The 25,227-nt window shown below is 70.1% G+C and carries 14 protein-coding genes and 3 pseudogenes; 8 read left to right on the top strand and 9 right to left on the bottom strand.

Features of this window, described 5'->3' with window-relative positions:
• Positions 1–235: 235 nt before the first annotated feature.
• From pglX to Q3Y56_RS04265, 3 genes and pseudogenes are all read right to left on the bottom strand, one after another.
• Positions 236–3,875, bottom strand: a pseudogene (gene pglX / locus Q3Y56_RS04275) (BREX-2 system adenine-specific DNA-methyltransferase PglX).
• Between the two features lie 65 nt (positions 3,876–3,940).
• Positions 3,941–8,598, bottom strand: a pseudogene (pglW, locus tag Q3Y56_RS04270) (BREX system serine/threonine kinase PglW).
• Between the two features lie 222 nt (positions 8,599–8,820).
• A complete protein-coding gene (locus Q3Y56_RS04265; RefSeq protein WP_304460641.1) occupies positions 8,821–9,267 on the bottom strand; it encodes a hypothetical protein in 447 nt (148 codons plus the stop codon).
• A 252-nt stretch (positions 9,268–9,519) separates the two neighbouring features.
• Here Q3Y56_RS04265 and Q3Y56_RS04260 point away from each other — a divergent pair, with 252 nt between their 5' ends.
• Positions 9,520–10,704, top strand: coding sequence for a sensor histidine kinase (locus Q3Y56_RS04260; RefSeq protein ID WP_304460640.1), 1,185 nt, complete (start codon positions 9,520–9,522; stop codon positions 10,702–10,704).
• Entirely contained in the window at positions 10,701–11,453 is a 753-nt protein-coding gene (locus tag Q3Y56_RS04255) for a response regulator transcription factor (protein WP_304460639.1), read from the top strand. The genes Q3Y56_RS04260 and Q3Y56_RS04255 overlap by 4 nt, the downstream gene beginning before the upstream one ends.
• A gap of 71 nt (positions 11,454–11,524) precedes the next feature.
• On the opposite strand, the gene Q3Y56_RS04250 is transcribed toward Q3Y56_RS04255, so the two are convergent.
• Positions 11,525–12,421 (bottom strand): hypothetical protein, encoded by an 897-nt coding sequence (locus tag Q3Y56_RS04250; protein ID WP_304460638.1) that lies wholly within the window; start codon positions 12,419–12,421, stop codon positions 11,525–11,527.
• A gap of 83 nt (positions 12,422–12,504) precedes the next feature.
• Between Q3Y56_RS04250 and Q3Y56_RS04245 the strand changes: the two genes are divergently transcribed.
• Complete coding sequence (locus Q3Y56_RS04245) at positions 12,505–14,184, top strand: bifunctional 3'-5' exonuclease/DNA polymerase (RefSeq protein WP_304460637.1); 1,680 nt, start codon at positions 12,505–12,507, stop codon at positions 14,182–14,184.
• Between the two features lie 48 nt (positions 14,185–14,232).
• Here the strand turns inward: Q3Y56_RS04245 and Q3Y56_RS04240 are convergent, their stop codons facing one another.
• On the bottom strand, positions 14,233–14,985 hold the full coding sequence (locus Q3Y56_RS04240) for a type 1 glutamine amidotransferase (protein ID WP_304460636.1): 753 nt from the start codon (positions 14,983–14,985) through the stop codon (positions 14,233–14,235).
• Between the two features lie 244 nt (positions 14,986–15,229).
• Between Q3Y56_RS04240 and Q3Y56_RS04235 the strand changes: the two genes are divergently transcribed.
• The 4 genes from Q3Y56_RS04235 to Q3Y56_RS04220 all read left to right on the top strand — a co-directional run bounded on the left by Q3Y56_RS04235 (position 15,230) and on the right by Q3Y56_RS04220 (position 19,647).
• Positions 15,230–16,774: an ABC transporter substrate-binding protein gene (locus Q3Y56_RS04235; RefSeq protein WP_304460635.1), complete on the top strand. Its 1,545-nt coding sequence runs from the start codon at positions 15,230–15,232 to the stop codon at positions 16,772–16,774.
• A 384-nt stretch (positions 16,775–17,158) separates the two neighbouring features.
• Positions 17,159–17,752, top strand: coding sequence for a carbonic anhydrase (locus tag Q3Y56_RS04230; protein WP_304460634.1), 594 nt, complete (start codon positions 17,159–17,161; stop codon positions 17,750–17,752).
• A gap of 67 nt (positions 17,753–17,819) precedes the next feature.
• Positions 17,820–19,277 (top strand): SulP family inorganic anion transporter, encoded by a 1,458-nt coding sequence (locus Q3Y56_RS04225; protein WP_304460633.1) that lies wholly within the window; start codon positions 17,820–17,822, stop codon positions 19,275–19,277.
• A 163-nt stretch (positions 19,278–19,440) separates the two neighbouring features.
• Positions 19,441–19,647 carry a hypothetical protein gene (locus Q3Y56_RS04220; RefSeq protein ID WP_304460632.1) on the top strand — a complete coding sequence of 69 codons (207 nt, stop codon included), beginning with the start codon at positions 19,441–19,443 and terminating at the stop codon, positions 19,645–19,647.
• 11 nt (positions 19,648–19,658) lie between these two features.
• Here Q3Y56_RS04220 and Q3Y56_RS04215 read toward each other — a convergent pair whose 3' ends face one another.
• Positions 19,659–20,069, bottom strand: coding sequence for a Fur family transcriptional regulator (locus Q3Y56_RS04215; RefSeq protein WP_304460631.1), 411 nt, complete (start codon positions 20,067–20,069; stop codon positions 19,659–19,661).
• Positions 20,070–20,378: 309 nt separating this feature from the next.
• Between Q3Y56_RS04215 and katG the strand changes: the two are divergent.
• Positions 20,379–22,609: pseudogene (katG, locus tag Q3Y56_RS04210) on the top strand (catalase/peroxidase HPI).
• 123 nt (positions 22,610–22,732) lie between these two features.
• Here katG and Q3Y56_RS04205 read toward each other — a convergent pair.
• The 3 genes from Q3Y56_RS04205 to Q3Y56_RS04195 form a co-directional block, all read right to left on the bottom strand.
• The gene (locus Q3Y56_RS04205) at positions 22,733–23,239 is read right to left on the bottom strand and encodes an EF-hand domain-containing protein (RefSeq protein ID WP_304460630.1); all 507 of its coding nucleotides are present in this window, start codon (positions 23,237–23,239) and stop codon (positions 22,733–22,735) included.
• Positions 23,240–23,396: 157 nt separating this feature from the next.
• Positions 23,397–23,768: a 5-carboxymethyl-2-hydroxymuconate Delta-isomerase gene (locus tag Q3Y56_RS04200; RefSeq protein ID WP_304460629.1), complete on the bottom strand. Its 372-nt coding sequence runs from the start codon at positions 23,766–23,768 to the stop codon at positions 23,397–23,399.
• 167 nt (positions 23,769–23,935) lie between these two features.
• Positions 23,936–25,150 (bottom strand): DUF2786 domain-containing protein, encoded by a 1,215-nt coding sequence (locus tag Q3Y56_RS04195; RefSeq protein WP_304460628.1) that lies wholly within the window; start codon positions 25,148–25,150, stop codon positions 23,936–23,938.
• Positions 25,151–25,227 lie beyond the last annotated feature (77 nt).

The following is a 25,227-nucleotide window of genomic DNA, read 5'->3' as shown; positions in this document are numbered from 1 at the left end:
CGCGCCGTCGCTGTCCGAGTGGCTACGGGGGTCTCGTCAAGATCTCTTCGGTAGCTCAGGGCATTGTCTGACAATCGGGCGGCTCCCAAGGGTGTGGGGGAGGGGGAGCATTCGGCCGGCTGGGCGCCTGAACTGCGGGCGATCGAAGCTCCGATGGCGCGGCTCTCCGGACCGGTTCACGAGCCGGAGAGCCATCGGTGTCTTCGCCGTCGGGGCTACTCCTTCACCGTCGGGGCTACTTCTTGGCCGTACGGCGGCCACGCGGCGCGGCGACCGGGCGCCAGGCACGCAGATCGTCGTCGGTGAATCCGTGTTCGCCCTGGACCATCTGCCGGTCGCCTCGGAAGAAGGCGGCCGGGGAGGCGCCGAAGGTGGCGTCGAACTCGTCGTGCCACTGGTCCAGCCAGGGCTGGAGTTCCAGCAGCCCCGCGAGGAACGGCGTCAATTCCTCGGAAGTCAGCGCTTCGTGGGAGGCGATGTAGGCATCGAGGGCGTATGCCTGCTCGCGGTGGTCCCATCCGGCCCAGCCGTACAGGCCGGGCGTGGCGACGTTGCTCTGCCCGTACGAGATGAAGCGCTCCTTGGGCACGTCAAGCTTGCCGCGTGCACGCCAGTAGGAGGGGCGCAGGAAGTCGGCGGAGCTGTATTTCGGCGGCACGGGAATGGAGTCCCGGATCTTCCGCTTGGTCGGCTCGTCCGGCGCGGCGTCCTCCTGCCGCTGGAGGTCCCATACGTGCTCCCAGTCCTCGCGCTTCTTCAGGCCGGAGGGCTTGTAGCGGAGGGCGGCGAGGAACGGTACGTGCTCGTCGGTCATCAACTCGGTGACGACGGCTGGGAGTTCCTTGCGTGGGGCGTAGATCTTGGCGACGGAGACGAAGTCGTCGTCGCGGGAGAGGGCGTCGGATAACTGGGAGAGGGTGACGAGGGCGGGCATCCCGTTCTCGTCGAACCAGTGGCCCCGGGTCTCTATTCGATCGAGCAGCCAGGACCGAAGGGCCTTTTCCTGTAAGGCGTCCCAGCCTTCGGTGGCCCAACGGCGCTTGTACTCGGGCCGTTCGACCATGCCGATGGCTCGGCTCGATTCGATGGCGTCGATCCGCTTCTGGACGACCTCGCGGTAGGCGGCGGGCCAGTGGGCGGGGATCTCGGTGATGGGGGTGGAGTTGTGGCGCTTGAACCACTCACCGCTGGCCTCGCCTGCGGCGACGCGACGGGCGAGAACGATCTCGAAGGCTCGCTCGCCGAGGGCGAGTTCGGCGATGTCGGGGGAGTCGGGGTCCTCGGAGACGCGGAGGTCTTCGGGGTGCAGGTTGTAGAGGGAGTAGACCTGCCAGTCGAGCTCTTCTTGGAGGGCGATCATGCGGGCGCGGGTGCCGTGCCAGGTGGTGCGGGCTTCGCGGAGGGTGGCGGCGATCGGAGTGGTTTGGCTGGCGAGGGTGGAAGGGCTGGTTGCAGTGAGCCGTTGGGCGAGGCCGTCCAGAGCGGTGGCGAGGGGGCGGGGTAGGTCGCAGGTAGAGGGAAGTCTTCGAGCTTGGTGCCGGTGAACTCATAGCGATCCGACCAAGGGTGGACACTGACGCGCGCGCCGTCGTCTCCGACCGGGTCGCCCCCTTGGGGTAACTGACCATCCTGAGCCAGAACCCGGCTGTCGAGCTGTTGAGCACCCCGAGCAGCCGCAGGTGCTCCTCCTTGCTTGCGCTCTCCCGTAGTTTGATCACGGGTGCGGACTGCTTGAAAACCTTCCCGCCCCGGTCCAGTACGAAGTGGTTGTGCGTCGCGACGAAGGCGAACGTGATGGACCAAGTGTGTGCTTTCGAGTCCTTGGGAAGCTGATGCCATTCCCACCAAGGACGCTTGTCACTGAAGTAGGTTCCTCTCGAGAATGTAGCTCGATTGCCTAATTCCGTGCGACTGGGCCACAGCCAGCGGCCTAATCGAGGGAAGGCCACAGGCTGCATCACGTTACGCGTTTCGTCGTAAGGGTGAAAGGCGTTGTCGCCGTCCAAGAACTCGAAATCGCGAACCTCATCGCCAACGACGAGGCGACTGACATAGTGATCTTCGGCTTTGAACCTGCGAAAGACTCGAATAGCCGCAGTCATGGCTTCGTCCGAGCCCATGACACCGTAGAAGCCGATACGCGAAATATCGCGCTTGAGGGTGCCACGTTTGGCATCGTTGATCTTCTCAAGCATCTCCAGGCCGCCGTCTGCCAGTACCCACGGCTGTTTGCCGAAGTAGTGATCCCTCCCCAGGTCATCGACAGAGACCCACCGGCTGACAGAGCCGGGCTTGTCGATCTGCTCCACGATCGCGTTCCAGACCAGCCCGTCCTCGCCCGTTTTTGGTGCGGCAGGCTCGCCTTGAATGCCGCGCACCGTGCGAATCGTCACGGAGCGGCCTTCTCCGCGTCGCCGCTTACCCACGAGAATGACTGTCGGTGTCCCATGCCCAGGAATGTAGGCACCCGAGGTGTCGATGACCTCAGTCAGTTCCACCTCATGCCCAAAGTACGTTGCGATCAATCGCGCGCCGAACTCCCGCTTCATGAACGAGTTCGCCGTGATCTGACCAACCATGCCGTACCCGACCCCGCTGTCGGCATCCCCGACCTTCGCCAGCTCGAAAAACCGCTGAGCAAACGGCACCGACAGTGCGTACTTCCGCGCGCAAGCGTCATATAGGTCCCGGTACAGCTGATTGAGCTTCCTGTCCTTCACCGTGATGTACGGAGGGTTACCGACCACCACGTGATATCGCCCCTCTTGTAGAATTTCCGGGTGCGCGTGCACGTCCTCCGTCACGTACTTGAACTCCGATAGCTCATCCGTGTCTTCGACCTCCGAGCCCTCGAACAGATCGCCCTGTCGGTGGCGGTGCTTAATCAGCGAGTCCCCCACAGCCAAATGCAGCGGCCACTCATACCGACCCGCCTCCGCCATGGTCCGCACCCCACTCGCCGCCATAGCCGCAACCAGTAACCGGAACCGCGCAATGGCCACCGCGAACGGATTCAGGTCCACCCCATGCACCGAATCCAGCGCGGCCCGCACCCGCTCATGCAGATCACGCCCCGGCTGCCCATCCCCCCACAGCCGCACCAACCTCCGAAAAGCACCCAGCACGAAGTGCCCCGACCCGCACGTCGGGTCGATCACCTTCAGCTCCTCGTACCCGAACTCCCGGACCGCCGGGTCCATCGTCCGGTCGAGGATGAACTCCTCCACGAACTCCGGGGTCTGGAGCAGTGCATACGTCTTCCGCGCCGCCTCGCTCAGGTCCTGGTACAGGTCGCCCAGGAAACGTGTGTCCCAGCCCCGCGTGCCGTCGCCGTCCTCCTCCAGCGGGTCGGTGAAGTCATGGACGAGCACCCCCGCCTCGTCTCGCCCGCGCCAGAACTCCACCAGCTCCCGCGCCCCGTCGTGCGACAGCGGAACCTGGAACAGCGGATTGTGCCTGCGGTCGAACAGCAACCGGCCCGCCTGCCCGGCGCCCAATTCCTCAAATGCGCGCTCCAGCCAACCCCGGTACGTCGGGTCGTCCGCCGTCGCCACGTACTCCTCGTACCGGGCGAGCGCTAAGTCGCGGCGGTCGTCCTCCGGGGCCGTCAGGTATGGCTCGGGGATCAGCCGGTTGTCCTCGCAGAAACGGACGAAGACCGTACCCAGCACCCACGCCACCGCGACCTGCGTGACCCGCTCGTCCAGCCACGCGTTCCACGTCGCCGCCGTACGGCCCAGCTTGCGGGCCTGGTCGTACTCGGTGCGTAGCCGCGTGCCGACGTCTCCGACGAACCTCACCTGCTTCGCCAGATCGGTCTCGACCGCTTTGACCTGCCGCTTCAGGTCATCTAACAGGGCCTTACGGTCGATCACGTAGCGTCTCCCTCAGTCAAAAAGTGTCACTGGCCATGCTCGGTCGCCCGCCGCGCGTCAGCGCGCTACGCGCGCGTTACGGCCCGGTGTGCGTTCTGCACCCACGAGTCCGGAAGCTCGATCCATTCGCCCAGGCCCGCCTGGTACGCCACCGCGACCTGCCCAAGCTTCGGTTCCCGCGCCGGGTCGCTCTGCGGGACCAGGAGCCACAGACCACGTCCGCCCCGCCGTGCCGCGTCCGCGAGCCGGTCCAGGATGCCCATCGCGTCGTACCGGGCGAAGGCCGTCGCGTCCGTCAGCAGCACGGGAGCTGCCGAACCGGCGCACCCGGTGCCGCCGTGCCCCAGCAGCTCACGCACTCGCGGCTCGACCGCCCCCCACGCCGTCCGCGCGTACTCCGCGAACTTCATCGCGCCCCGGGATCCGGCCTCCGCCACGTCCGCTTTCAGCAGCGTCTCCCATGTCGGCTTGGTCCCCTCCGGGACAAGGCCATGCAGGGCTTCCAGGAAAAGCCCGGTCACCGACACCACCTGCGCGCCGATCCGGCCGTCAGCCGCCCCCAGCTCCCTCACGGCGTCCTGCGAGAGGCCCTGGCGAACCGTCAGCACCCGGTAACCGTCCCGCCGGGCCGATGCCGCGATCCGCTCCTCGGTGCGCACCGCCCGGCCAGCAGCGGATCGTCCGAGTAGCGCGTCACCGCGCCGACATCCGTGGCGTGGCGCCAGGCGCCGGTGGTGAGGTAGCTGGAGGCGTGGTCCATCCGCGTCGGCAGATAGCGGAGCGTCCTGGTGTCCTCGCGGGTCGAGAGGGTGAGGTCGAAGCCCGCGTCCCGCAGCGCCTTCGTCAGTGGGCCGGCCGTCGGCAGGTCATGCGTGGTTCCGCCACGCCCGTCCGGTACGACCAGCTCCGGGAACCGCGCCCGTACCCGCTCGTGCACGTCCTCACCGGTCAGCCCGGGCTGCCGCTCCTCCGGCACGCCGGGGATCAGGCGGACCAGACCGGCCTGGGTCAGCCGCAGCGCGCGGACCAGATCCAGGTTCCGCGGGTAGAGCTCCAGCCGTGGCGTCGCCGCCGCGTTCACCGAGGCCGCGCCCGCCAGTTCGACCAGGCGCCGTTCGTCCCATTCCACCGCACCCGGAGGCGGGGTCAGCGCGCCCAGCTCGCCGAGCACCGTCGCCGCTGTGGGCAGGGTGTCCAGCTTGGCGAGCCGGTCGGCCGTGCGGCCCAGGCGCACCGCGTAGTCGAGGAGGCCGGGCGCCGTCGGCGTGTCCGGCGGGTCGCCGTCCGTCCCCTCGTCCTCGTCGGCCTCGCGCACGTCCAGGGCGAGCAGGCCCGCGCCGAGTGCTTCTTCGGTGGCCTTGCGGTTGGGCTGGTGCCGGAACTGCGCGTTCTCCGGGTCGAGTTGCTCCATCTCCACCACGGCTCGTACGGCCGCGAGGGCCAGCGCGCGCCGCTGTTCGCGCTCGGGGAGCTGCGTTCCGCGGCGTACGGCGAGCGCGTCGGCGAGCTCGGCGGCGGAGGCGACGCGACCCAGGCCCGCGAGCAGATCCATGATCTCCTCGCGCAACGCCCGCACGGCCGGGTGCTTCTTCCAGCGCTGTCTTTCCTCCTTGAGCATCTGCGGGATGCGGCCCGCGGACAGCCCCAGAGCATCGGCGACATCCTTCTGCTTCGGCCAGACACCGATGTCCGGAAGGACGCCGCGCTCGTCCGGTAGCCGCAGCAGCAGCCGGACCATCTCGACCTTGTTGCGGTTGGAGCGGTTGTTGTTGAGCTCCGGGACCAGGAGGGTGGCGAGCGTGTCCAGGCTGACCGAGCGCAGAGCGGCCCCCGACAGGCTGCCGGCCCCCTCGCTCGTAGCGAGGACGCCGAGCACAGCCGACTCGGTGGCGGTCAGCTGCGCGAGTTCCTCCTTGGCCTCCGCCCGGCCGCGCGGCGTCAACGGCGACACGGGTGCCTCGCGCAGCAGCTCGCCCCACTCGCGCTGGCGGCGCTGCACCTCGCTGCGCGTCTTGGCGCCCAGCCCCGGCGCGTTGACGAGCTTGCGGCGGCTGTAGTCGAGGAGACCGCCGACCGTGGTGATGCCGAGGCCGTAGAGGAACGACTCTGCCGCGGGGGTGAGGCCCGCGGCCGACAGGTGCGTGTCGCGGCTGACCTCCTTGGCCAGCTGATCGCGCCGCTGCTCCGCGGTGAGCGGTTCGGCGTCCGCGATGGCGGGCTGACCGGAGGGCGCGGTCTTCGCCGCCGCCTCGGGGTGGCGAGAGCGGTGGCTGGACGGCACGGTCTGCGAGGCGTCCAGGAAGATCTTCTTCCAGGCATCCCGCATCGGCTTCAGCTCAGGGAAGCGCCGACCGGCGTCCCGGTGCAGGGCCTTCTGGAAGAACGCCACCAAGCCGTCCCGCACCGCGGGCTCGAACGCGTCGGCGGCGATGGTCGGGGTGGGGAACTTCTTCGAGTCCGTCTGACGGGGCAGGACCGAACCGTCTCCCCACTTGGGCAGCTCACCCGAGGCCATCTGGTGCAGGGTGACCGCGACCGCGTACCGCTCGGCGTGCGAGTCGTAGGCAGTGCGGGTCAAGGTGCCTATGAACGGGTCGAGATAGCCGTCCGTGCCCGCCTCGTGGTCCCGCGCCGGGTATCCGGCGAGGGAGAAGTCGATGAGGACCAGCTCGCGGGTGCGGTTCGGGCGAATGCGGATGGCGATGTTGTCCGGCTTGATGTCGCGGTGCCAGACGCTCTCGCCCTCCAGGAAGTCCACCGCGCCGAACAGGTAGTCGCCGTACGCCTCCAGTTGGTCGATCTGGAGTCGGCCACCCTCGCGCAGTTGGCGGGCGACGGTCTCCTCGCGACGGCGGGTGCGTCCGCCGCCGGACTCCGGGCCCTCGCCCGTCTCCTCGCGCTCGTCGCCCACGTATTCCAGGGCGAGGACGGTGCGGTCCGCGATGCTCAGCGGCTGGGGCTCGACGAGACGGATGACGCGCGAGTCGGGGCGCAGCCGTCCCATCACCTCCGCTTCCCGGGCGAGGATCTCGCTCCGGCTGTCGGACAGCGCCACCTTGAGCACAGCCAGGGGGCGCGTCCTGCGTGCCTCCGCCTCAAGGTCGCGTACCAGAAAGGCTCGGCTGGTCGATCCGGTGCCGAGGCGGCGGCGGACCTCCCAGCGCCCTCCGAGGACGTCTCCGGCGACGGCTTCGAGCGGGTCCTTCTCCGGGGCCTCGGGGGCGGGCGCGGCGGTCGGCGTGGTGAGGACGTCCTCGACCAGTTCCAGCATCTCCATGAACTCGTCGACGGTGGAGAGCCGCTGCTCGGGGCGGTAGGCGGTGGCCGCCTGCACCAGGTCGTCGATGTCCTCCGACAGGCCGTCCACCAGGGAGCTGGGGCGCAGTCCCTCACCGGCCTCCAGGCGGGCGAGCAACTCGGCCTGACTCGCGGCCGGTGCCTTGCCGGTGACCAGAAGATAGGTGAGCACGCCGAGGCCGTACACGTCCAGATACACCGGGTCGGCGTTGAGGGCCCTCAGCTCGGGTGCGAGGTAGGGGTCGGAGCCCTCGGCCAGATGCTTTGTGGACAACGCCGTCGGCGCGAGCCGTGCCGCTCCCGGCGCGGAGCCGCCCGTGCCGCCGCGCTGCGTGGCGATCTGCCAGTCCGATATCTGGAGGTGAGGGGTCAGCCAGGCGGCCTCCTCACCCAACGACTGGTCCCGACGACCGCGGTTGCGGGGAACGACGTGCACGGAGCGCGCGGCCAGCGCGCGGTGGTAGATGCGGCTGGAATGGGCGGACCGCATCGTCTCGGCCAGTTGGCGGACGAGTGCCATGCGGCCGAGGATGTCGAGTTTCGTTCCGTACTGGAGCAGATACTCGTCCAGGCGCAGGGTCTGGGGATGGTAGTCGAAGATCAGGGCGGGCCCCGCCGAATGCCCCGACGGGTTGTACTGCTTGAGCTGCACCACACCCAGGTGTTTGAAGCGCTGCAGGACAGCGGCCTCGCGGCGGGCGGCGTTCTCCACCGACTGGCGGAGAGTGACGTCCGAGCCGCGCTCGCGCAGATAGACACGGACGCGAGCCGACTCGGGAAGCTCGCTGTGCTGGGCCAGGTAGTCGGCCCATGTCGGCCCGGAGTCAAAGGACTTCCGCTCCAGCTGGTACGGGCCGACCTTGTACTCGGCGTCGCTGCGGCGGATGCCCACGCGCTCCAGAGCGGTCTTGATCGCGCGGGAGTCGACCGCGGTGATGCGGTGCCGCTCGTCACGCGGCGGCTGCTGCAGCATCGCGACCAACTCGTCGACGGTGTACACCCCGTGCTGGTCATGGGCGGGAAGCCGGACGCGTAACGAGCCCTCGGTGAAGCAGACGGCCTCGCCGACCCACACCCGCTTGCCGTTCTGCCCGAGCAGTCCGGCCAGCTCCTTGGCCTTCTTGTTGACCAGGTGCAGCGGATTGCCGTGCGGGCGGCGATGGCCGCTGGGCGTGGTCTGGACCCAGGTGCCGTTCTCGCTGGTCAGAGAGCCGTGCCAGTTCTTCAGCTCGATCATGAACACACCGTCGGGGGCGATGACGAGGAGGTCGACCTCGCGCACGTGCCCGGAGTTCGCGGTGAAGGTGAAGTTCGACCAGGCCCGCCACGGGTCGGCGTCAGGCAACCTCCGCCGGATGGACTCCAGTCCGCGGCGCTCGTGGTCGAACTCGGACTCGGTGACCGTGGTCCACCGGCCTTCCCGCATACGTTGCCCCCGCCTCGTGATCCCGGTACTGAAACGGCCACCCGCCCGACAGCCTGCGTCTGAACTGGATGGCGAATGGCCCCGGGGAAATCCTAGCGGCGGGGGTGGACAGGGGAGTTGACCTTGACGAAGGAGACACGCAGCAGTCGGCGCGAGGGGCACGTGCACAGCGGCGGCCCGTGCTCTCCCCGAAGAGTGCGGGCCGCCGCTGTGCCGTGTGGGTTACTTCCAGGCGCTGCAGTTCACCAAGCCGCCGCTGTTCGCGGTGCAGGCGCGCACCACCAGGTCCTTGACCTTGACCAGCGAGTGCACCTTGTGGCCGTTGTGGTCGCCCTGGCCGCCGGACGCCTTCGCCAGGTTCCGGGTCGTCCACTTCCAGCTACTGCCGTTCCAGTAGCGGTAGCCGACCTGGGCGACGGCGCCGAGGCCGTCGGCCTTCGTGTCGCCGACGTAGCCGTCCACGCCGACCCGGTAGCCGTTCCAGTACACATCGCTGGTGACGAGCGCGCCGGAGACCTCGGCGTCCGCCTGCCTGGAGTTGCTGTATCCCGTGCCGAGCCCCTCTCCCCAGTGGTTGGCCGCGGCCGACGCGGGGCTCGCCGCGAGGCCCAGGGTGCCGCCGACGGCGGCGGTGACGGCGAGCGCGGAGAGTTTCGTACGCAGTGCCATGTCCGTTGTCCCTTCCGGTCGCGGGCCGGGTCCCCCCGTTGGGTCCCCCGTCGGCCCGTGATCCGTACGGCGCCTGTGGTCGGTCGGCGCCGTGGTGCTGGTCCAAGACGTTAGGCACGCGCCGCAGGGGCGTCGTCCCACGCCGGGTTGAGGTTCGGCGTGACCCTGGCGGTAGGTCCGCGGTTCCTGCAACTTCCGCGGTACCGCGGGAGTGTGATGTCCTGGCGCCCGCCCCGGGGCTACGCTGCGGCGATGCGGATCCGGCCCACCCGTCCCCTCGTCGCCGACGCACTGATCGCCCTTGCCCACACCGGCGTGGCCGTGATGCTCGGGCAGGAGTCCGTGCGCCAGGGGTGGCCCGCACTCGATCTGTTCGGCTACGTCCTGGTGGCCCTGGTCAATCTGTCGGGCGTGCTGCGCTCCAAGGCCCCGGTCGCCCTCTGCCTCTTCGTGCACGCGGTGTGGATCGTGTACGTCACCGCCGGTCACTGGCCCGTGGTGAACTCCTTCGGACCCATGATCGCCGTCTATACGGTGGCGTCCCTGAAGCCGATACGCGTCGCGGTGCCCTGCGGGGCCCTCATGTCCGCCGTCTGGATCTACGGGGCGGTGGTCAGCGGCAGCACGTCGACCGACCAGATGCTTTCCGTCCTCGCCCAGGCCCTGGCCTTCCCGGCCGTACTGTTGCGCTTCGGATACGTCGCACGTCGCACCGCCCGACTCGCCCGCCAACTGCGCGAGGAGCAGGCCGAGCGGGCCCGCCGCGAGGTCGCCAAGGAGCGTGGGCGCATCGCCCGTGAGCTGCACGACGTGGTCGCCCACCACATGTCGGTGATATCGGTGCAGGCGGGCCTCGCGAGCTTTGTCTTCGAGTCCGACCGGGACACCGCCCGCGCCGCCCTCGGCACCATCTCCGGCACCAGCGCGGAGGCCCTCGAAGAGCTCCGGCGCATGCTGCGGGTGCTGCGGGCGGAAGAGGGCGACGACGGCGCTCCGGACGCGCCCATGCCGGGGCTCTCCCGGCTCGGGGAGATGGTCGAACGGGTACGGGCCGGCGGCGTCCCCGTCGAGCTGCGCGTCGAAGGGACACCGCGCCCCCTCGCTCCCGGCGTCGAACTCTGTGCGTACCGCGTGGTGCAGGAGGCGCTCACCAACGTACTCAAACACGCGCGTCACGCGAGCTTCACGACGGTCGAACTCGCCTACCGCAAGCACCACGTGACGGTTTCGGTCACCGACGACGGAGAGGGGGTGATTCCGGACATAGTCCCGAAAAGCAGCGGCCATGGCTTGATGGGGATGCGGGAGCGGGCCAAGCTCTACGGCGGGACGATCAGCATCGGCCCGCGCGAGGACGGGGGTTTCGCCGTACGGCTGACGCTGCCCACCTCCGCGGCCGCGGGAAGCGCACGGCAGGGGGACGACGCCTCGGGATGACCGGAACCACCAAAGTGCTGGTCGTCGACGACCAGTTCCTCATCCGCGCGGGACTGGTGGGGCTGCTGCGCGCGGCGCCCGGGGTGGACGTCGTCGGGGAGGCGGGCGACGGCGAGGAGGCCGTCGCGCTTGCGGCGCGGACCAGGCCCGACGTGATCCTTATGGACATCCGGATGCCCGGGATGAGCGGCATCGTGGCCACCGAGAGGATCCTCGCCGAGGCGGCCGAACCGGCCCCGCGCATCCTGGTGCTGACCACCTTCGACCTTGACGAGTACGTCTACGGAGCGCTGCGCGCCGGTGCCTCCGGCTTTCTGCTCAAGGACTCCGGGCCCGAGCGGCTACTCGCCGCGGTGGCGGCAGTCGGCTCGGGTGACTCGCTCTTCGCGCCGAGCGTCACGCGCCGGCTCGTCGAGGCCTTCGCGCGGCAGGCGGGGGGTGGGGCAGGTGCGGGGGCCCGGCCAGCCCCGACCGGTGGCCGGGGAGCCGGATCCGCGGTGGGGGCACGATCGGGGCGGCGGGCCGAACGTCCCGTGGAGCTCGACGCGTTGACCGGCCGCGAGGTCGAGGTGCTCCGACTGACCGGGGGCGGGCTCTCCAACGCGGAGATCGCCGAGCAGCTGTTCATCAGCGAGGCAACCGTGAAGACCCACCTCAACCGCACCATGACCAAGCTGGACCTGGACAGCAGGGCGCAGGCGGTCGTGGTGGCGTACGAGTCGGGTCTGGTGACACCGGGCGGGTCCTGACGAGCTCGTGCGCGGTAGGCCGTGGCCTCATAGCGCGCGTGAACCACCTGCTCCGCCTCGCGCACCGTACGTCAGTACGCCCCGAACGACCAGAAGACGCCCACCTCGTCCTCAGCCACCGCGATCACGCCCAGGTCCTCGAACAAGTCGAGGCCGTTGAGGTACTCGGAGGTGAGGAAGCTGTGGGAGGCACCGCCCGCCAGGCCCGCCGCGACGAAGTCCCGGGCCGGGTCCGAGGCGGCGGCCTTCGCGTTGGTCCAGTAGCGCGCGGTGGGGCCGTACCTGTCGAGCAGGGTCCGGGCGTCCGCCAGCACGGCGTCCCGGTCCGGGCGGGACCGCACGGGGGCGTATTCCGCCTGCCATTCCTCGGCCATGACGGCGAGCGCGGTGACCGCCGCCTCCGGCTCCAGGGGGTACAGGCGGTCGGGGATCTCCGAGGGGTCCGGGGGGTCGAAGGGGTACGCGGGCACCGTGAGGCGGGCGTCGTTGGTGCGGTCGCCGTCCAGTCGGACCCAGCCCCGGGGGTCGGGGACCGACCGGTGCAGCACGGCGTGGACGTCGTGCGCCCAGTCCACGTGCCGACGGGGGCCGGTGGCCGCGAAGGTGTACGTGTCGTCGAGCAGCCGTAGCGCCGCCGCGTTCCAGGGACAGCGACGGCTGCGGAACTCCATCAGCAGGCCGCCGACTTGGCGGGGGAAGGCGTCCTCCGGCTCGCGGGAGATGCGCTGGAGCTCGTCAAGGGGGATACGCCGGAGCTGGTCGAAGGACATGCGCCGGAGCTGGCCGAAGGGGATGGGCCGGGGCGGGATGCGCCGGAGCTGGTCGAGGGCCCAGCGGACCAGCTCGCCCCCTCCCTCTACTGGAAGGCCCTCCGGCACCTGCGGGAGCGAGAGGTCCGTTCCGTCCCATAGGGCCTCCAGATGCGCATCGATCAGGTCCAGGGCAGGCCGGTCGTCGGGCAGAAGCATTTCGCCACCCTAGGCCGTCCCTGGAGACCAGGGCGTTTGTGCTGGTCAGGGCCGTTGTCAGACCCGGGTGCAAGACTCGGGGCATGAGGTGGGCGGTGGTGGAGACGAGCGACGGGGGTGCTCGTCTCTGCCCGCTCACCCAGGAGGGCCGGCCCGCGGGGCCGGTGGTTCAGGAGCGCTCGCTCGCCGAGGCCGTGCGCTCGCGTCCGGAGGTCGAGCGGTGGGTGTGGCGGTCCACGGCGGAGAGCTACCGGCGGCTGCTGGCGGCGGGGGTGCGGGTCGAGCGGTGCTATGACGTGGAGGCGGCGGAGGCGCTGCTGATCGGGCATGAGGAGGGCCAGTCCGGGCAGCCGCGTTCGCTGGCCGCCGCCTGGGCGCGGCTGCACCATCTGCCCGTCCCGCCGGACGCCCCGGTGCGTAACGCCGAGACCCAGCCGTCCCTCTTCGAGCCGGGCCCGGTACCGCTGCCGCCGGGGACGGACGAGCTGGCGGCGCTGACCGAGGTCTATGCCGGCCAGGTGGCGCGTACGGAGAAGACCGAGCATCCGGAGCGGATGCGGCTGCTGCTCGCGTCGGAGTCCGCAGGCATGCTCGTCGCCATGGAGATGGGCCGGGCCGGGGTGCCGTGGCGGGCGGACGTGCATCGCAGGCTGCTCGACGGACTGTTGGGGGAACGGTATCCGGGCGGGCTGGAGACCCGTCGGCTGGCGGAGCTGGCGGACGAGGTGTCCCGGGCCTTCGGGCCGGGCGTGCGTGTGCGCCCCGATCTGCCGCACGACATCATCAGGGCCTTCGCCGACGCCGGGATCTCGCTCACCTCGACCCGCAAGTGGGAGCTGCAGCAGATCGATCACCCCGCGGTGGCACCCTTGTTGGAGTACAAGAAGCTCTACCGTCTGCACACCGCCCATGGGTGGTCGTGGCTGCAGCAGTGGGTGTACGACGGCCGTTTCCACCCGGAGTATCTGCCCGGCGGTACGGTCTCCGGGCGCTGGACCACCAACGGGGGCGGCGCGCTGCAGATCCCCAAGGTGATCCGGCAGGCGGTGCGGGCCGACCCGGGGTGGCGCCTGGTGGTCGCCGACGCGGACCAGATGGAGCCGCGGGTGCTGGCCGCCGTCTCCCGCGACCGCGGTCTGATGGAGGTGGCCGGCAGCGGCGAGGATCTGTACGCGGGCCTGGCGGCCCGCGCGTTCGGCGGCGACCGCGCCCAGGCCAAGCTCGCTCTGCTGGGCGCCATTTACGGCCAGACGTCCGGTGACGCCCTCAAGCACATGGCCGATCTCCGCCGCCGCTATCCGGCCGCGGTGGCCTACGTGGACGAGGCGGCCCGCGCGGGCGAGGAGGGTCGGCTGGTACGCACCTGGATGGGCCGCACCTGCCCGCCCGCGTCCATCGCACCGCCCGACGAGGCGGGCCTGCCACAAGAAGAACAGCCCCAGGGGTACGGCCGGAGCTCGGCGGCGGCTCGCGCCCGCGGCCGGTTCACCCGTAACTTCGTCGTCCAGGGCAGCGCCGCCGACTGGGCGTTGCTGGTGCTGGCCGCTCTGCGCCGCGCGCTGTGGGACGCCGGGCTCCGTGCCGAGCTGGTCTTCTTCCAGCATGACGAGGTGATCGTGCACTGCCCGGCCCAGGAGGCGCAGGCGGTGTCCGAGGCGATCGCGGCGGCGGCCGCGACGGCGGGCCGCATCGCGTTCGGGGAGACGCCGGTGCGTTTTCCGTTCACCACGGCGGTGGTGGAGTGCTACGCGGAGGCAAAGTGAGGGCGCCGTAGTCCGCCTCTCGGGTGTCGGGCAGGCCGGGCGTCGGGGTCAGCCCGTCCCCGGCGAGCCGCGCGTGATGGCCTTGGCGAAATGGTGGGTGAATGCCTTCCAGGCGGCTGCCGATGCCGGTTCGTCGGCCGTCGCCTGTGCGTACAACCGGTCCGGGTCGAAGCCCTGCTCGCGCAGCCGTTCCTGGTCCCAGCAGCGGATCTGCGCGGCTGCCGCTTCCGGATGGAACTGCACGCCCCAGGCGGAATCTCCCACACGGAAACCCTGGTACGGGCACCGCTCACTCTCCGCAAGCCATACCGCTCCAGGCGGGAGTTCGGCGATGGCGTCCACATGGTGCTCGATGGCGGGTGCCACTGCGGGCAGGCCGCCGAAGAGCGGGTCATCGTGGGCGCCGGCGCGCAGCCGGATCGGTGTGCTCCCGTACTCCGGTGCGCCGTGCCGGCCCCGCACCGTGCCGCCCGCGACATGAGCGAGCAGCTGAGCGCCCAGACAGATGCCCAGCATCGGATTGCCGTCCTGGAGTGCCTGGCCGGTGAGATGGCGGACGGCGGGGAGCCAGGGAGCGCGCTCGTCCTCGCAGGGAAGGAAGCCGCCGCCGAGGACGACCAAAGCCCGATGTCCCAGCGTCGCGGGCGGTGGTTCGCCGGTGTGGGCGTGCACCACCTCCAGGAGCAGTCCGGCTTCCCGTAGCCAGCCGCCCATGCGTTCGAGGCCGCCGGACGGCGTGTTCTGGATGACGAGCACGGCCTGCCCTCGGCTCCCTTCTTTCCGGTTCAGGCCGGAGACCATGGTCAAACCTCCAACGCAACACCCGGTCTTGGCAGTGGATCGCGCCTTCAGCGTATGCGTGGAGCGAGGACAAACAGGCCGTTCCCTCGCGGACCGTGCCGGGCGGCACCACAGAGAGGGTGCGATGCGGACTTTTCGTGACGTAGTTGCGCCGCAAGCGATTCCCGCCCTTGCCCCGTTCGAGTTCTTAGGGTAGGCACACCTAAGCACATAGGAATGATTTTCATACCTAGATGAGGTCGATGTGGATCTGAACAGACGGCAACTGCTCTGGGCAGGCGGCGGCATAGGCACGGCCGCACTGCTCGCCGCATGCGGAGGCGAGAAGTCCGGCGCCTCAGCGGACTCCGACGCCAAGCCGAAGCCGGGTGGCACGCTCCGCGTGGGCGCTCTCGGCCGCGCTTCCGCCGTCACCCGTGACCCGCACGGCACCCAGGCCAACGAGAGCGACTACCTCATCCTCGCGCTCGTCTACGACACCCTCACCGTTCCCGGAACCAAGCCCAACACCATGCCGCGCCTCGCCTCCCGTTGGCAGGCGTCAGACGACCTGAGGACCTGGCGATTCACCCTCGCCAAGGGCGCCACGTTCCATGACGGCAGTCCCGTCACCGCCGAGGACGTCGTCTTCTCGCTGCGCCGGCTCCGCGGTACACCCTCCGGAGCCTCCCGCCTGCCCGGCATCAAGGCCGAGAACATCAAGGCCGAGGGCGCCGGCACGGTCGTCATGGTCTCCGACTACCCCAACGCCGAACTGCCGCTCCTCACACGTCTGACGACCTTCGTGGTGAAGAAGGGCACGAAGGACAAGGAGATCGCGAAGGCGCCGGGCACCGGGCCGTTCAAGCTCGACTGGTTCCGCGGCGGCAACGCCCGACTCGTACGCAACGACGACTGGTACGGCGGCAAGGTCCTCCTCGACGCCATCGAAGTCAAGATCTTCGACAGCCCGCAGGCCATGGCCAACGCCCTGCTCTCCGGCCAGATCGACCTCGCCTCCAACGTCGGCGCCATCGCGGCCCGAACGGCCGAGAAGCGCAAGGACATCCAGGTCCTGCGCCGCCCCAACGACATGGCGATGCCCATCGTCATGCGCGCCGCCGACGGCCCCTTCGCGAACGAGAAGGTCCGTGAGGCGCTGCGCCTGGCCGTGGACCGGGAGGCGATGGTCAAGCAGGTCCTGTCCGGGTACGGCACGGTCGCCAACGACATCCTCGGCACCGGCGACCCCGCGTACGCCAAGGACATCCCGCGGCGCACCCGCGACCTCGCCAAGGCCACGTCACTGCTTGAGGAGGCGGGCTTCGACCTGTCGAAGACATACGAGTTGAAGACGACCGAGGACGTCCCCGGGCTCGCCGAGTCGGCCACCCTGTTCGCCGGCCAGGTCCGTGAGGCGGGCGTCAAGATCAAGGTCGTCAAGGAGGAATCGGTCGGCTTCTGGGACGAGACCTGGCTCAAAGGTGACCTGTACACCACCTACTGGGGCACCAACGACTCCGTGGTCTTCTTCGCCAGCAAGACCATGGTCTCGGACTCGGCCAACAACGAAGCGGGCTGGAAGAACTCCACGTTCGACGCCGCATACCGCAAGGCCATGGCCACCGAGGACGCGGCCGCACGCGCCAAGCTGCTGCACGATGTCCAGCGGATCCAGCACGACGCCTCCGGCTACCTGCTGTGGGGCATGGCCGACGGTATCGACCTGGCCGCCACCCCGGTCCGCGGGTTGCCCACCCTGCCCGGCTACGGACGCGTACAGCTTGAGCGGACCTGGCTGAACCGCTGACCCGCACCACCGAGCGCCGCCGGGCCGGCCGGGAGGAACCGCCGCCTCCCGGCCGGCCCGCCTGGGCCGTCCCCCGGTGCCCCCCGTAGAGCCCGCTGAACGCAGGGGCGTACGCCTGCGTAGATCACGGTGAACAGTGCGCCAATGACCTGCGCGGGAACAGAATTTGACTGTGACTTGACCCCCGGCCGTAGGGTAATGTCAAGGCAAAGAGGTGCAGGCGAGCTGACGCCGTCCCGTCGCGGATCACCTCTTCGCGTCGACGACGACGCGACAGTACCGGTTGTCCTGCTCTGGGCAGGTACGCCGAACACGACCCATCGACTGATGACCTGAACACACCGCGCCCGCAAGCACCCTCGTGGGCGCAGGAGAAAGGCCACCATGAAGTCCCTGGTTGACAACGCTCGTTCCTTCACGACGCACGTTGCGGAGCGTGCCGAGGAGTTCCGCGCCCTGGAGGCGGGGCAGCGCCCGGAGGTGCTGTTCATCACCTGTTCCGACTCGCGCGTGGTGCCGTCCCTGATCACCGGTGCACGGCCGGGCGAGCTGTTCGAGCTGCGGACGGCGGGCAACATCGTGCCCGAGTACCGCAGCGACCACCCCACCGGCGAGACGGCCACCATCGAGTACGCGGTGCGGGTGCTGGGCGTCCGCGACGTCATCGTGTGCGGGCACTCCCACTGCGGCGCGGTCAGCGCTCTCGTACGGGACGACGACCTCTCCGGCGTGCCCGCCGTACAAGGCTGGCTGGAGCGCGCGGCATCCCAGCCCGAGACGACCACGCCCGATGCCCCGGATCTCGCGGAGGCGGTACAGCGCCACGCGGTCGCTCAGCTGGAGCGACTGCACACCCACCCTTGCATAGCGGAACGGATAGCGGAGGGGACCCTGTCGGTGCACGCCTGGTACTACGAGGTGCACACGGGAGCAGTGAAGGAGTACGGGCCGGGCGACGCGTGGTTCCGGCCGCTGTGAACCGCATCGGCCCGCCCCACGGGCCACCAGGACCCTCTCTCGTTCCGCCGTGCAAGGAAGTCCGCTGATGTTCTTCACCTTCAAGAATCCCGCCGACCTGCGGCGTGACGTCCTGGCCTCCCTCGTCGTCTTCCTGGTCGCCCTGCCCCTGTGCGTGGGAGTGGCCGTGGCCTCCGGAGTGCCCGCCGAACTCGGCCTGATCACCGGCATCGTCGGCGGAATCGTCGTCGGCGCCCTGCCGGGCAGCACTCTCCAGGTCAGCGGCCCGGCCGCCGGTCTGACCGTCCTGGTCTTCGAGGCCGTCCAGGAATTCGGCCTCGGCGCTCTGGGCGCCCTGGTCCTGCTCGCGGGCCTTCTCCAACTCATCCTGGGTGCCCTGGGCTTCGGCCGCTTCTTCCGCGCGATCACCGTGGCCGTCGTCCAGGGCATGCTCGCCGGCATCGGACTCGTCCTGATCTTCGGCCAGCTCTACACCATGGCCGGCGTCAAGCAGCCCCGCTCCGGACTCGACAAGATCACCGGCGTGCCGGACCTGGCCGTCGAAATCGCCACCTCCAGCGAGGCCCTGACCGCCTTCGCCATCGGGGCCGCCACCATCGCCGTCCTGGTCCTGTGGAAGAAACTCCCGGCCCGCGCCCAGATGGTGCCCGCACCGCTCGCCGGAGTCGCCCTGGCCACAGCCGCGACCGCCGCGGCTGACTGGTCCGTCCCCCGCGTCGAGGTACAAGGTCTCGTGTCAGCCGTGCAGCCGCCGGGAATGGACGACTTCACCTCGCTGACCAGCCTCGCCGCCCTCGGTACGGTCCTGGCGTTCGCCCTGATCGCCTCCGCCGAGAGCCTGTTCAGCGCCGCAGCCGTCGACCGCATGCACGACGGGCCGCGCACCGACTACGACAAGGAGCTCATGGCCCAGGGCGTGGGCAACACCATCTGCGGCGCCCTCGGCGCCCTGCCCATGACCGCCGTCATCGTCCGCAGCGCCGCCAACGTCCAGGCCGGGGCGAAGACCAAGCTCTCCCGCATCCTGCACGGACTGTGGCTGGTGCTCTTCGCCGCGCTTCTCCCGGCCGCCATCGGCATCATCCCCCTGGCCGCCCTCGCGGGCGTCCTCATCCACGCCGGGTGCAAGCTCATCCCCGTCAAGGACCTCCTGCCCCTGTGGCGCGAGCACCGCGGCGAGGCCATCGTCCTGGCTGTCACCGCGATCGCCATCATCACCACCAACATGTTCGAAGGCGTCCTCCTCGGCCTCCTCCTCGCCGTGGTCAAATGCGCCTGGGAAACCTCTCACATCCACGTCGACGTCCACGAGACGACCGACGGCCGGCTCATCGTCTCCCTCACCGGTTCCGCCACGTTCCTCCGCCTTCCCCGCATGCTCGAAACCCTCGAAGAACTCCCTGACGACCGGCCCGTCGAACTCGACCTCACCGAGCTGCGCCACCTCGACCACGCCTGCCGCATGACGCTGGAGAACTGGGCACAACGGCGGGGAACCACGATCGGGGCGCCCGCGAACGCCTGATCCGCGACTCGTTCGGACGCCTCGACCCGCGGACAGCTCGCCCTCGAAGCAGACACGCGACACTCATCCGCTATCGCCCCTCGCCCGCCGTCATCGGGCGAGGGGCAGCACATGCCGCACCCCCGCATCGGCCGCGGCACGGTGAAGCTCGAAGGAGGCAACGGTGTTCGACCTCAGGACAGAGGCAGAAATGCGGCTGTACTCGGAAAAGCTGGCCAGGGAACTCGCCCTGAAACGGCACCGGGAGAAGGGCGGCGAGGGCGACGCCGACACCGAGACGGCTCCTCCGCCCGATGAAGAGCACACGGTCGGTCAAGAGCACACGGGAAGTGAAGAGACAGCCATCACCGACGACCCCCAAGAGGCTTGAAGTGCTGTTCGTCAGGCGCAGGCCGGGCACAGCCCGCGGTAGGTGACCGCGGCCTCGGACACCGTGAAGCCGAATCGCTGCTCCGCCGGGAGGCCGGCCAGCGGATCCCCGGTCGGGTGGACATCGCGGATGGTGCCGCAGCCGGAGCACACCAGGTGCTGGTGCGGGCGGTGTCCGTTGGGGTCGTAGCGCTTGGCGCGGCCGTCGGTGGACACCTCCGTGACCTCACCGAGGGAGACCAGCTCGCCCAGGGTGTTGTAGACGGTCGCCCGGGAGATCTCGGGAAGCAGCCGCGCCGCTCGGGCGTGCACCTCGTCGGCCGTGAGATGGACGTGATCGCCGTCGAGGACCTCCGCGACGACGCGCCGCTGGGAGGTCATCCGCCAGCCGCGGCCTCGCAGTCGCTCCAGCAGGTCACTCATATCGGTTCACCTGTTCAGGTTCGGCGGGGCCGAGGTCGCTTGTGGATGTCCGGGTTCCGATTGGCTATGGGCTTGGTTCGCTTCTTGACTTGGACTCTGTCCATCGTAGGATCGGTTCCGGCGATGGCAAGGGACAGGAAGACTCCAGTACGGCAGGAGACACGGACGTGACGGGACCGCCGCCGAGGAGCCGCGCTGTGCCGGTCGGCGGGTGAGGCCCAGGTCATCCGCTGGGGCCTGCGGCCCCGACCTGTTCCACCGCCCGCAGTTCCCTGAGCACCGTGATCCGCCCAGTCCGGAAGGATTCCCATGTCCGAGAACCATGAAGCGATCGTCACAGACGCGAAGACGGAGGGCGGAGGTGGCTGTCCGGTCGCGCACGGGCGCGCCCCGCACCCGACCCAGGGCGGCGGAAACCGCCAGTGGTGGCCGGAGCGGCTCAACCTGAAGGTCCTCGCCAAGAACCCCGCCGTGGCCAACCCCCTCGGCGAGGAGTTCGACTACGCCGAGGCGTTCACGTCCCTCGACCTTCCGGCGGTGAAGCGGGACATCGCGGAGGTGCTGACGACCTCGCAGGACTGGTGGCCCGCCGACTTCGGCCACTACGGCCCGTTCATCATACGGATGGCGTGGCACAGCGCGGGCACCTACCGGATCAGCGACGGCCGGGGCGGCGCCGGGGCCGGCCAGCAGCGGTTCGCGCCCCTCAACAGCTGGCCGGACAACGCGAACCTCGACAAGGCCCGCCGCCTGCTGTGGCCGGTCAAGAAGAAGTACGGCCAGAGCCTGTCGTGGGCCGACCTCATGATCCTCGCCGGCAACGTCGCCCTGGAGTCGATGGGATTCACGACCTTCGGCTTCGCCGGCGGCCGCGCGGACGTCTGGGAGCCCGACGAGGACGTCTACTGGGGGCCCGAGTCCACCTGGCTCGGCGACGAGCGCTACACCGGCGACCGGGAGCTCGAGAACCCTCTCGCCGCGGTCCAGATGGGCCTCATCTACGTCAACCCGGAGGGCCCGAACGGCAACCCGGACCCGCTCGCCGCGGCCCGCGACATCCGTGAGACGTTCCGCCGCATGGCGATGAACGACGAGGAGACGGCCGCCCTGATCGCGGGCGGCCACACCTTCGGCAAGACCCACGGCGCGGGCCCCGCGGACCACGTCGGCCCCGACCCCGAGGCCGCCTCGCTCGAGGAGCAGGGCCTCGGCTGGAAGAACACCTACGGGACCGGCAAGGGCGGCGACACGATCACCAGCGGTCTCGAGGGCACGTGGACGAACACCCCGGTGACCTGGGACAACAGCTTCCTGGAGATCCTGTACGGCTACGAGTGGGAGCTGTTCAAGAGCCCCGCCGGTGCGCACCAGTGGAGGCCGAAGGGCGGCGCCGGGGCGGGCACCGTCCCCGACGCCCACGACCCGTCGAAGAGCCACGCCCCGACCATGCTGACGACCGACCTGGCGCTTCGGTTCGACCCGGTCTACGAACAGATCACGCGGCGCTGGCTCGAGAACCCCGAGGAGTTCGCGGACGCCTTCGCCCGGGCGTGGTTCAAGCTGACCCACCGCGACATGGGCCCGGTCGTGCGCTACCTCGGCCCGGAGGTCCCGGCCGAGACGCAGCTGTGGCAGGACCCCCTGCCCGCGGTGACGCACGAGCTCATCGACGCCGAGGACGTCGCCTCCCTCAAGGGCCGGATCATCGCCTCGGGCCTGACGGTGTCCCAGCTCGTGTCCACCGCGTGGGCGTCGGCCTCGTCCTTCCGCGGCAGCGACAAGCGCGGCGGGGCCAACGGCGCGCGCATCCGCCTGGAGCCGCAGATCGGGTGGGAGGTCAACGCCCCCGACCAGCTGGCGACGGTGCTGCGCACCCTGGAGGGGATCCAGGAGGCCTTCAACACCGCCCAGACCGGCGGCAAGCGGGTCTCGCTCGCCGACCTGATCGTGCTCGCCGGCGGTGCGGCCGTCGAGCAGGCTGCCAGGAACGCCGGCTTCGACGTCCAGGTCCCCTTCACGCCGGGCCGCGTGGACGCGTCGCAGGAGCAGACCGACGTCGAGTCGTTCGCCGCGCTCGAGCCGACCGCCGACGGGTTCCGCAACCACCTCGGGAAGAGCAACCGGCTGCCGGCCGAGTACCTGCTGGTCGACCGGGCGAACCTGCTGAACCTGAGCGCCCCCGAGATGACGGTCCTCGTCGGCGGCCTCCGCGTCCTGGGCGCGAACCACCAGCAGTCGCCGCTCGGCGTCTTCACCGCGGCCCCCGGGGCCCTGACCAACGACTTCTTCGTCAACCTGCTCGACCTGGGCACGACGTGGCAGGCGACGTCCGAGGACGCGAACACGTTCGAGGGCCGCGACGCCGCCACGGGGAGGTCAAGTGGACCGGCAGCCGGGCCGACCTCGTCTTCGGGTCGAACTCCGAGCTGCGCGCGCTCGCGGAGGTCTACGCGAGCGATGACGCGAAGGAGAAGTTCGTGAACGACTTCGTCGCGGCGTGGGACAAGGTCATGAACCTCGACCGGTTCGACCTCGTCTGATCCTTCACGGACACGACGTCCAGGCAGCCGGCCCCGCCGGCACACAGGGTGGAGGCCTCCCGGCGACGGGTGGCCTCCACCGACTGCTGTACGCCCTGGTCAGCGCGTCAGCTGGTCAGCTCGTCAGCTCGTGTAGAAGCGCTTGACCGCCTTCAGGAACTCCGCGGCGCTCAGCCGTCCGTCGCCGTCGCCGTCGAGCGTCGCGAAGTAGGACGACGCCTTGGCCGGCGGCATGCACAGGAAATCGGCCGCGCGGAGGAACTCGTCCTGGCTGATGGTGCCGTCGTCGTCGCTGTCGAGGACGGCGAAGAGGGTCTGGCAGACCTCGCCCTTGCCCGGACGGTCGGGGGAATGGAACTCGGGTGAGGTGCGGGTGGCCACGTACTCGTCGGAGGTGAGGACCCCGTCGCCGTCGGCGTCGCCCAGAGAGAGGAAGGAGGCCCACTGGGTCTCGTTGGCCCGCAGCAGGGCCTGGGCCTTGGGGGCGTCCTCCGGGATGTTCAGCGCGGCGAGGAGTTTGCGGGGCGCGCGCAGGAAGTCGGAGAGGTCGACGGCTTCGTCGCCGTCGGCGTCCATGCGCTGGAATTCCTCGACGATCGCGGCGCGTGTGGTGTTGCTGACAGTGGTCATGCCACCACAGCGTGCCAGTCGCGGGCCCAAGGGAGTGGCCGCGCCGAGCCCGGCTCCTCCTCACGGGTGAACGGAGAGCGGGCGACCCCTGGTCGACCGGTGCCGCGTTCACCGGCCCCGGAGGAGCGGGCCCGGCTGCAGGGCGCCGCCCGTCGGATCAGGACAGCGAGGTGACCACCTGCTTGCTGTAGCACTCCCTGTCCAGTTCGGTCACATCGACCGTGAGGGTGAGGGTGGCACCGGCGGGGACGGGGACGTGATTGCGGGCGAGGTCCAGCACGGCACGGGACAGCTCGCGCTTGGCCTCCGGGGTCCGGCCGGAGAGTATCGCCAGCTCGATGTGGACCATTGCCTGATCCGGGGAGCCATCGGCGATGAACGCCTCCTCGATCCTTCGAAAGCGCGTCTTGCAGGTGTCGATGGGAGCCTCGAGGAGGTCGGCGACGAGCGGGTGCAGCGCGAGGCCGAAGGCGCGGCGGTCGAACGCCGCGGAGAGCGGGTCGGAGTAGTCGACGACGATGTGCGGCATGGATGCTCCCGGGTCGAGAGGTGCGCGGTGGCGCGATGAAGTAGATCTTGAGTCATCCGCAGCCTAGAGCAGAGGCCGCCGGTCGCGAGGGTGTTCGCATGGCGGAACTCCGAGCGACTCGAGGGCCGGCGGCCGCCGGCCCTCCCGGGCCCACGGCGCGGATACCGCTACGGCAGTTCCGTGCGGTCCGCGGCGGCCGTGCCGTGGGCCCAGCCCTCCGCGTCGCGGCACTTGAGGCGGTGTGCCGTGGTGTCCGGGAACATCCGCTCGGTCGCCGCGCCCACGGCCACCTCCCGCGCCGCGAGCACGGGCAGGACGTGGTCGGTGCCCATGGCCTGCTCGGTGACCTGCCGTGTCGCCGCGGCGAGGCGGTCGCGGATGCGGCCCGCGTAGGCGATCAGGAAGGACTCGCGGAAGTTCCGGGTACGGCGGGCACGGCCGCGCGCGTGGTGGTCGTCGGCGGCCTGGCGCATTGCGGTCGTGGCCTGGAGCAGGAGCGAGGTGTAGAGAAGCTCGACGTGCTCCAGGTCGGCGTCGAAGCCGACGACCGTCGAGAAACCCAGCTCACTCGCCCAGACCGCCTGGCAGCGGTTGGCCTCCGCCACGGCGTCGAGCAGCAGGGCCTTGGCCGATTCGTACGGGGCGTCGACGCCGATCCGACAGGTCCCGGGCCCGCCGTGCGCGTCGGCCTCGACCAGCGCCTCGTCGATGCTGTACCGGGCCATGAGCTCCTGCGCCTTGGCGGACAGCGCCTCCGCCTCCTCGGGATAGGACGTGGACTCGGCCTTGGCGAGCAGCGCGCGGACCCGGCCCAGCATGCGCGGCTCGTCACCCTGCCGCCGCTGCGCCGGTCGCCCGACCGGAGTGATCCGGGGCAGCCGCCCGATCAGCCGCAGAACGTCGAGCACACACGACGCCGTCTCGAACCGGCTCGTCGGCCGCTCCCGCCGGGCGAACCCGTCCAGGTACGCGCCGTCGCCGTCCCACCACACCCGCGCGTCCAGCTCACGCAGCTGCCCCGCCCAGCGCGCGTCCACCTTCCGTGCGTCCGTCCCCCGCGCGGGCTGCCGCCGCGCCTCGGCGGCGATCATGTCGGTGATGAACCGGACCGGGGCGGCGCCCCGCTCCCGCCGGACGATCCGCACCAGGTCAGCGGGTTGCCAGCCGCCGTCCCAGCACCGCCGTACGCCCCGCTCGGCGGCCGCGACCACCATCCGACTCACCGCCTCCCAGCCCCCGGGGGCGGCGGTGAGGGCGGAGGCGGCGGCGTCGAGCGCGTCCTCGAGACGGTCGTCCGGCGCGGACCGCAGCGCGGACAGCGCGGCTTCCACAGGGTCGGGCTCCCGCTGCCCCTGTTCCCGCCGTGCGCTGCGCTGTCCCATGTGACTCTCTTCTCCGTGCCGATGCCAGAGCGATTCTCCCTTGTCGCTCTGCGGAACGGAGTCCGGCCTCGCGCTCC

The sequence above is a fragment of the Streptomyces sp. XD-27 genome, assembly GCF_030553055.1.
In the GTDB taxonomy this organism is placed as follows: domain Bacteria; phylum Actinomycetota; class Actinomycetes; order Streptomycetales; family Streptomycetaceae; genus Streptomyces.
This window is presented reverse-complemented; position numbering and strand designations above follow the sequence as displayed.

What these genes read in the sequence shown, in the direction of transcription:
- Q3Y56_RS04265 (WP_304460641.1), bottom strand. Translation starts at nt 9,267, where the DNA reads ATGGCACTGCGTACGAAACTCTCCGCGCTCGCCGTCACCGCCGCCGTC.
- Q3Y56_RS04260 (WP_304460640.1), top strand. Translation starts at nt 9,520, where the DNA reads ATGCGGATCCGGCCCACCCGTCCCCTCGTCGCCGACGCACTGATCGCC.
- Q3Y56_RS04255 (WP_304460639.1), top strand. Translation starts at nt 10,701, where the DNA reads ATGACCGGAACCACCAAAGTGCTGGTCGTCGACGACCAGTTCCTCATC.
- Q3Y56_RS04250 (WP_304460638.1), bottom strand. Translation starts at nt 12,421, where the DNA reads ATGCTTCTGCCCGACGACCGGCCTGCCCTGGACCTGATCGATGCGCAT.
- Q3Y56_RS04245 (WP_304460637.1), top strand. Translation starts at nt 12,505, where the DNA reads ATGAGGTGGGCGGTGGTGGAGACGAGCGACGGGGGTGCTCGTCTCTGC.
- Q3Y56_RS04240 (WP_304460636.1), bottom strand. Translation starts at nt 14,985, where the DNA reads ATGGTCTCCGGCCTGAACCGGAAAGAAGGGAGCCGAGGGCAGGCCGTG.
- Q3Y56_RS04230 (WP_304460634.1), top strand. Translation starts at nt 17,159, where the DNA reads ATGAAGTCCCTGGTTGACAACGCTCGTTCCTTCACGACGCACGTTGCG.
- Q3Y56_RS04225 (WP_304460633.1), top strand. Translation starts at nt 17,820, where the DNA reads ATGTTCTTCACCTTCAAGAATCCCGCCGACCTGCGGCGTGACGTCCTG.
- Q3Y56_RS04215 (WP_304460631.1), bottom strand. Translation starts at nt 20,069, where the DNA reads ATGAGTGACCTGCTGGAGCGACTGCGAGGCCGCGGCTGGCGGATGACC.
- Q3Y56_RS04205 (WP_304460630.1), bottom strand. Translation starts at nt 23,239, where the DNA reads ATGACCACTGTCAGCAACACCACACGCGCCGCGATCGTCGAGGAATTC.
- Q3Y56_RS04200 (WP_304460629.1), bottom strand. Translation starts at nt 23,768, where the DNA reads ATGCCGCACATCGTCGTCGACTACTCCGACCCGCTCTCCGCGGCGTTC.
- Q3Y56_RS04195 (WP_304460628.1), bottom strand. Translation starts at nt 25,150, where the DNA reads ATGGGACAGCGCAGCGCACGGCGGGAACAGGGGCAGCGGGAGCCCGAC.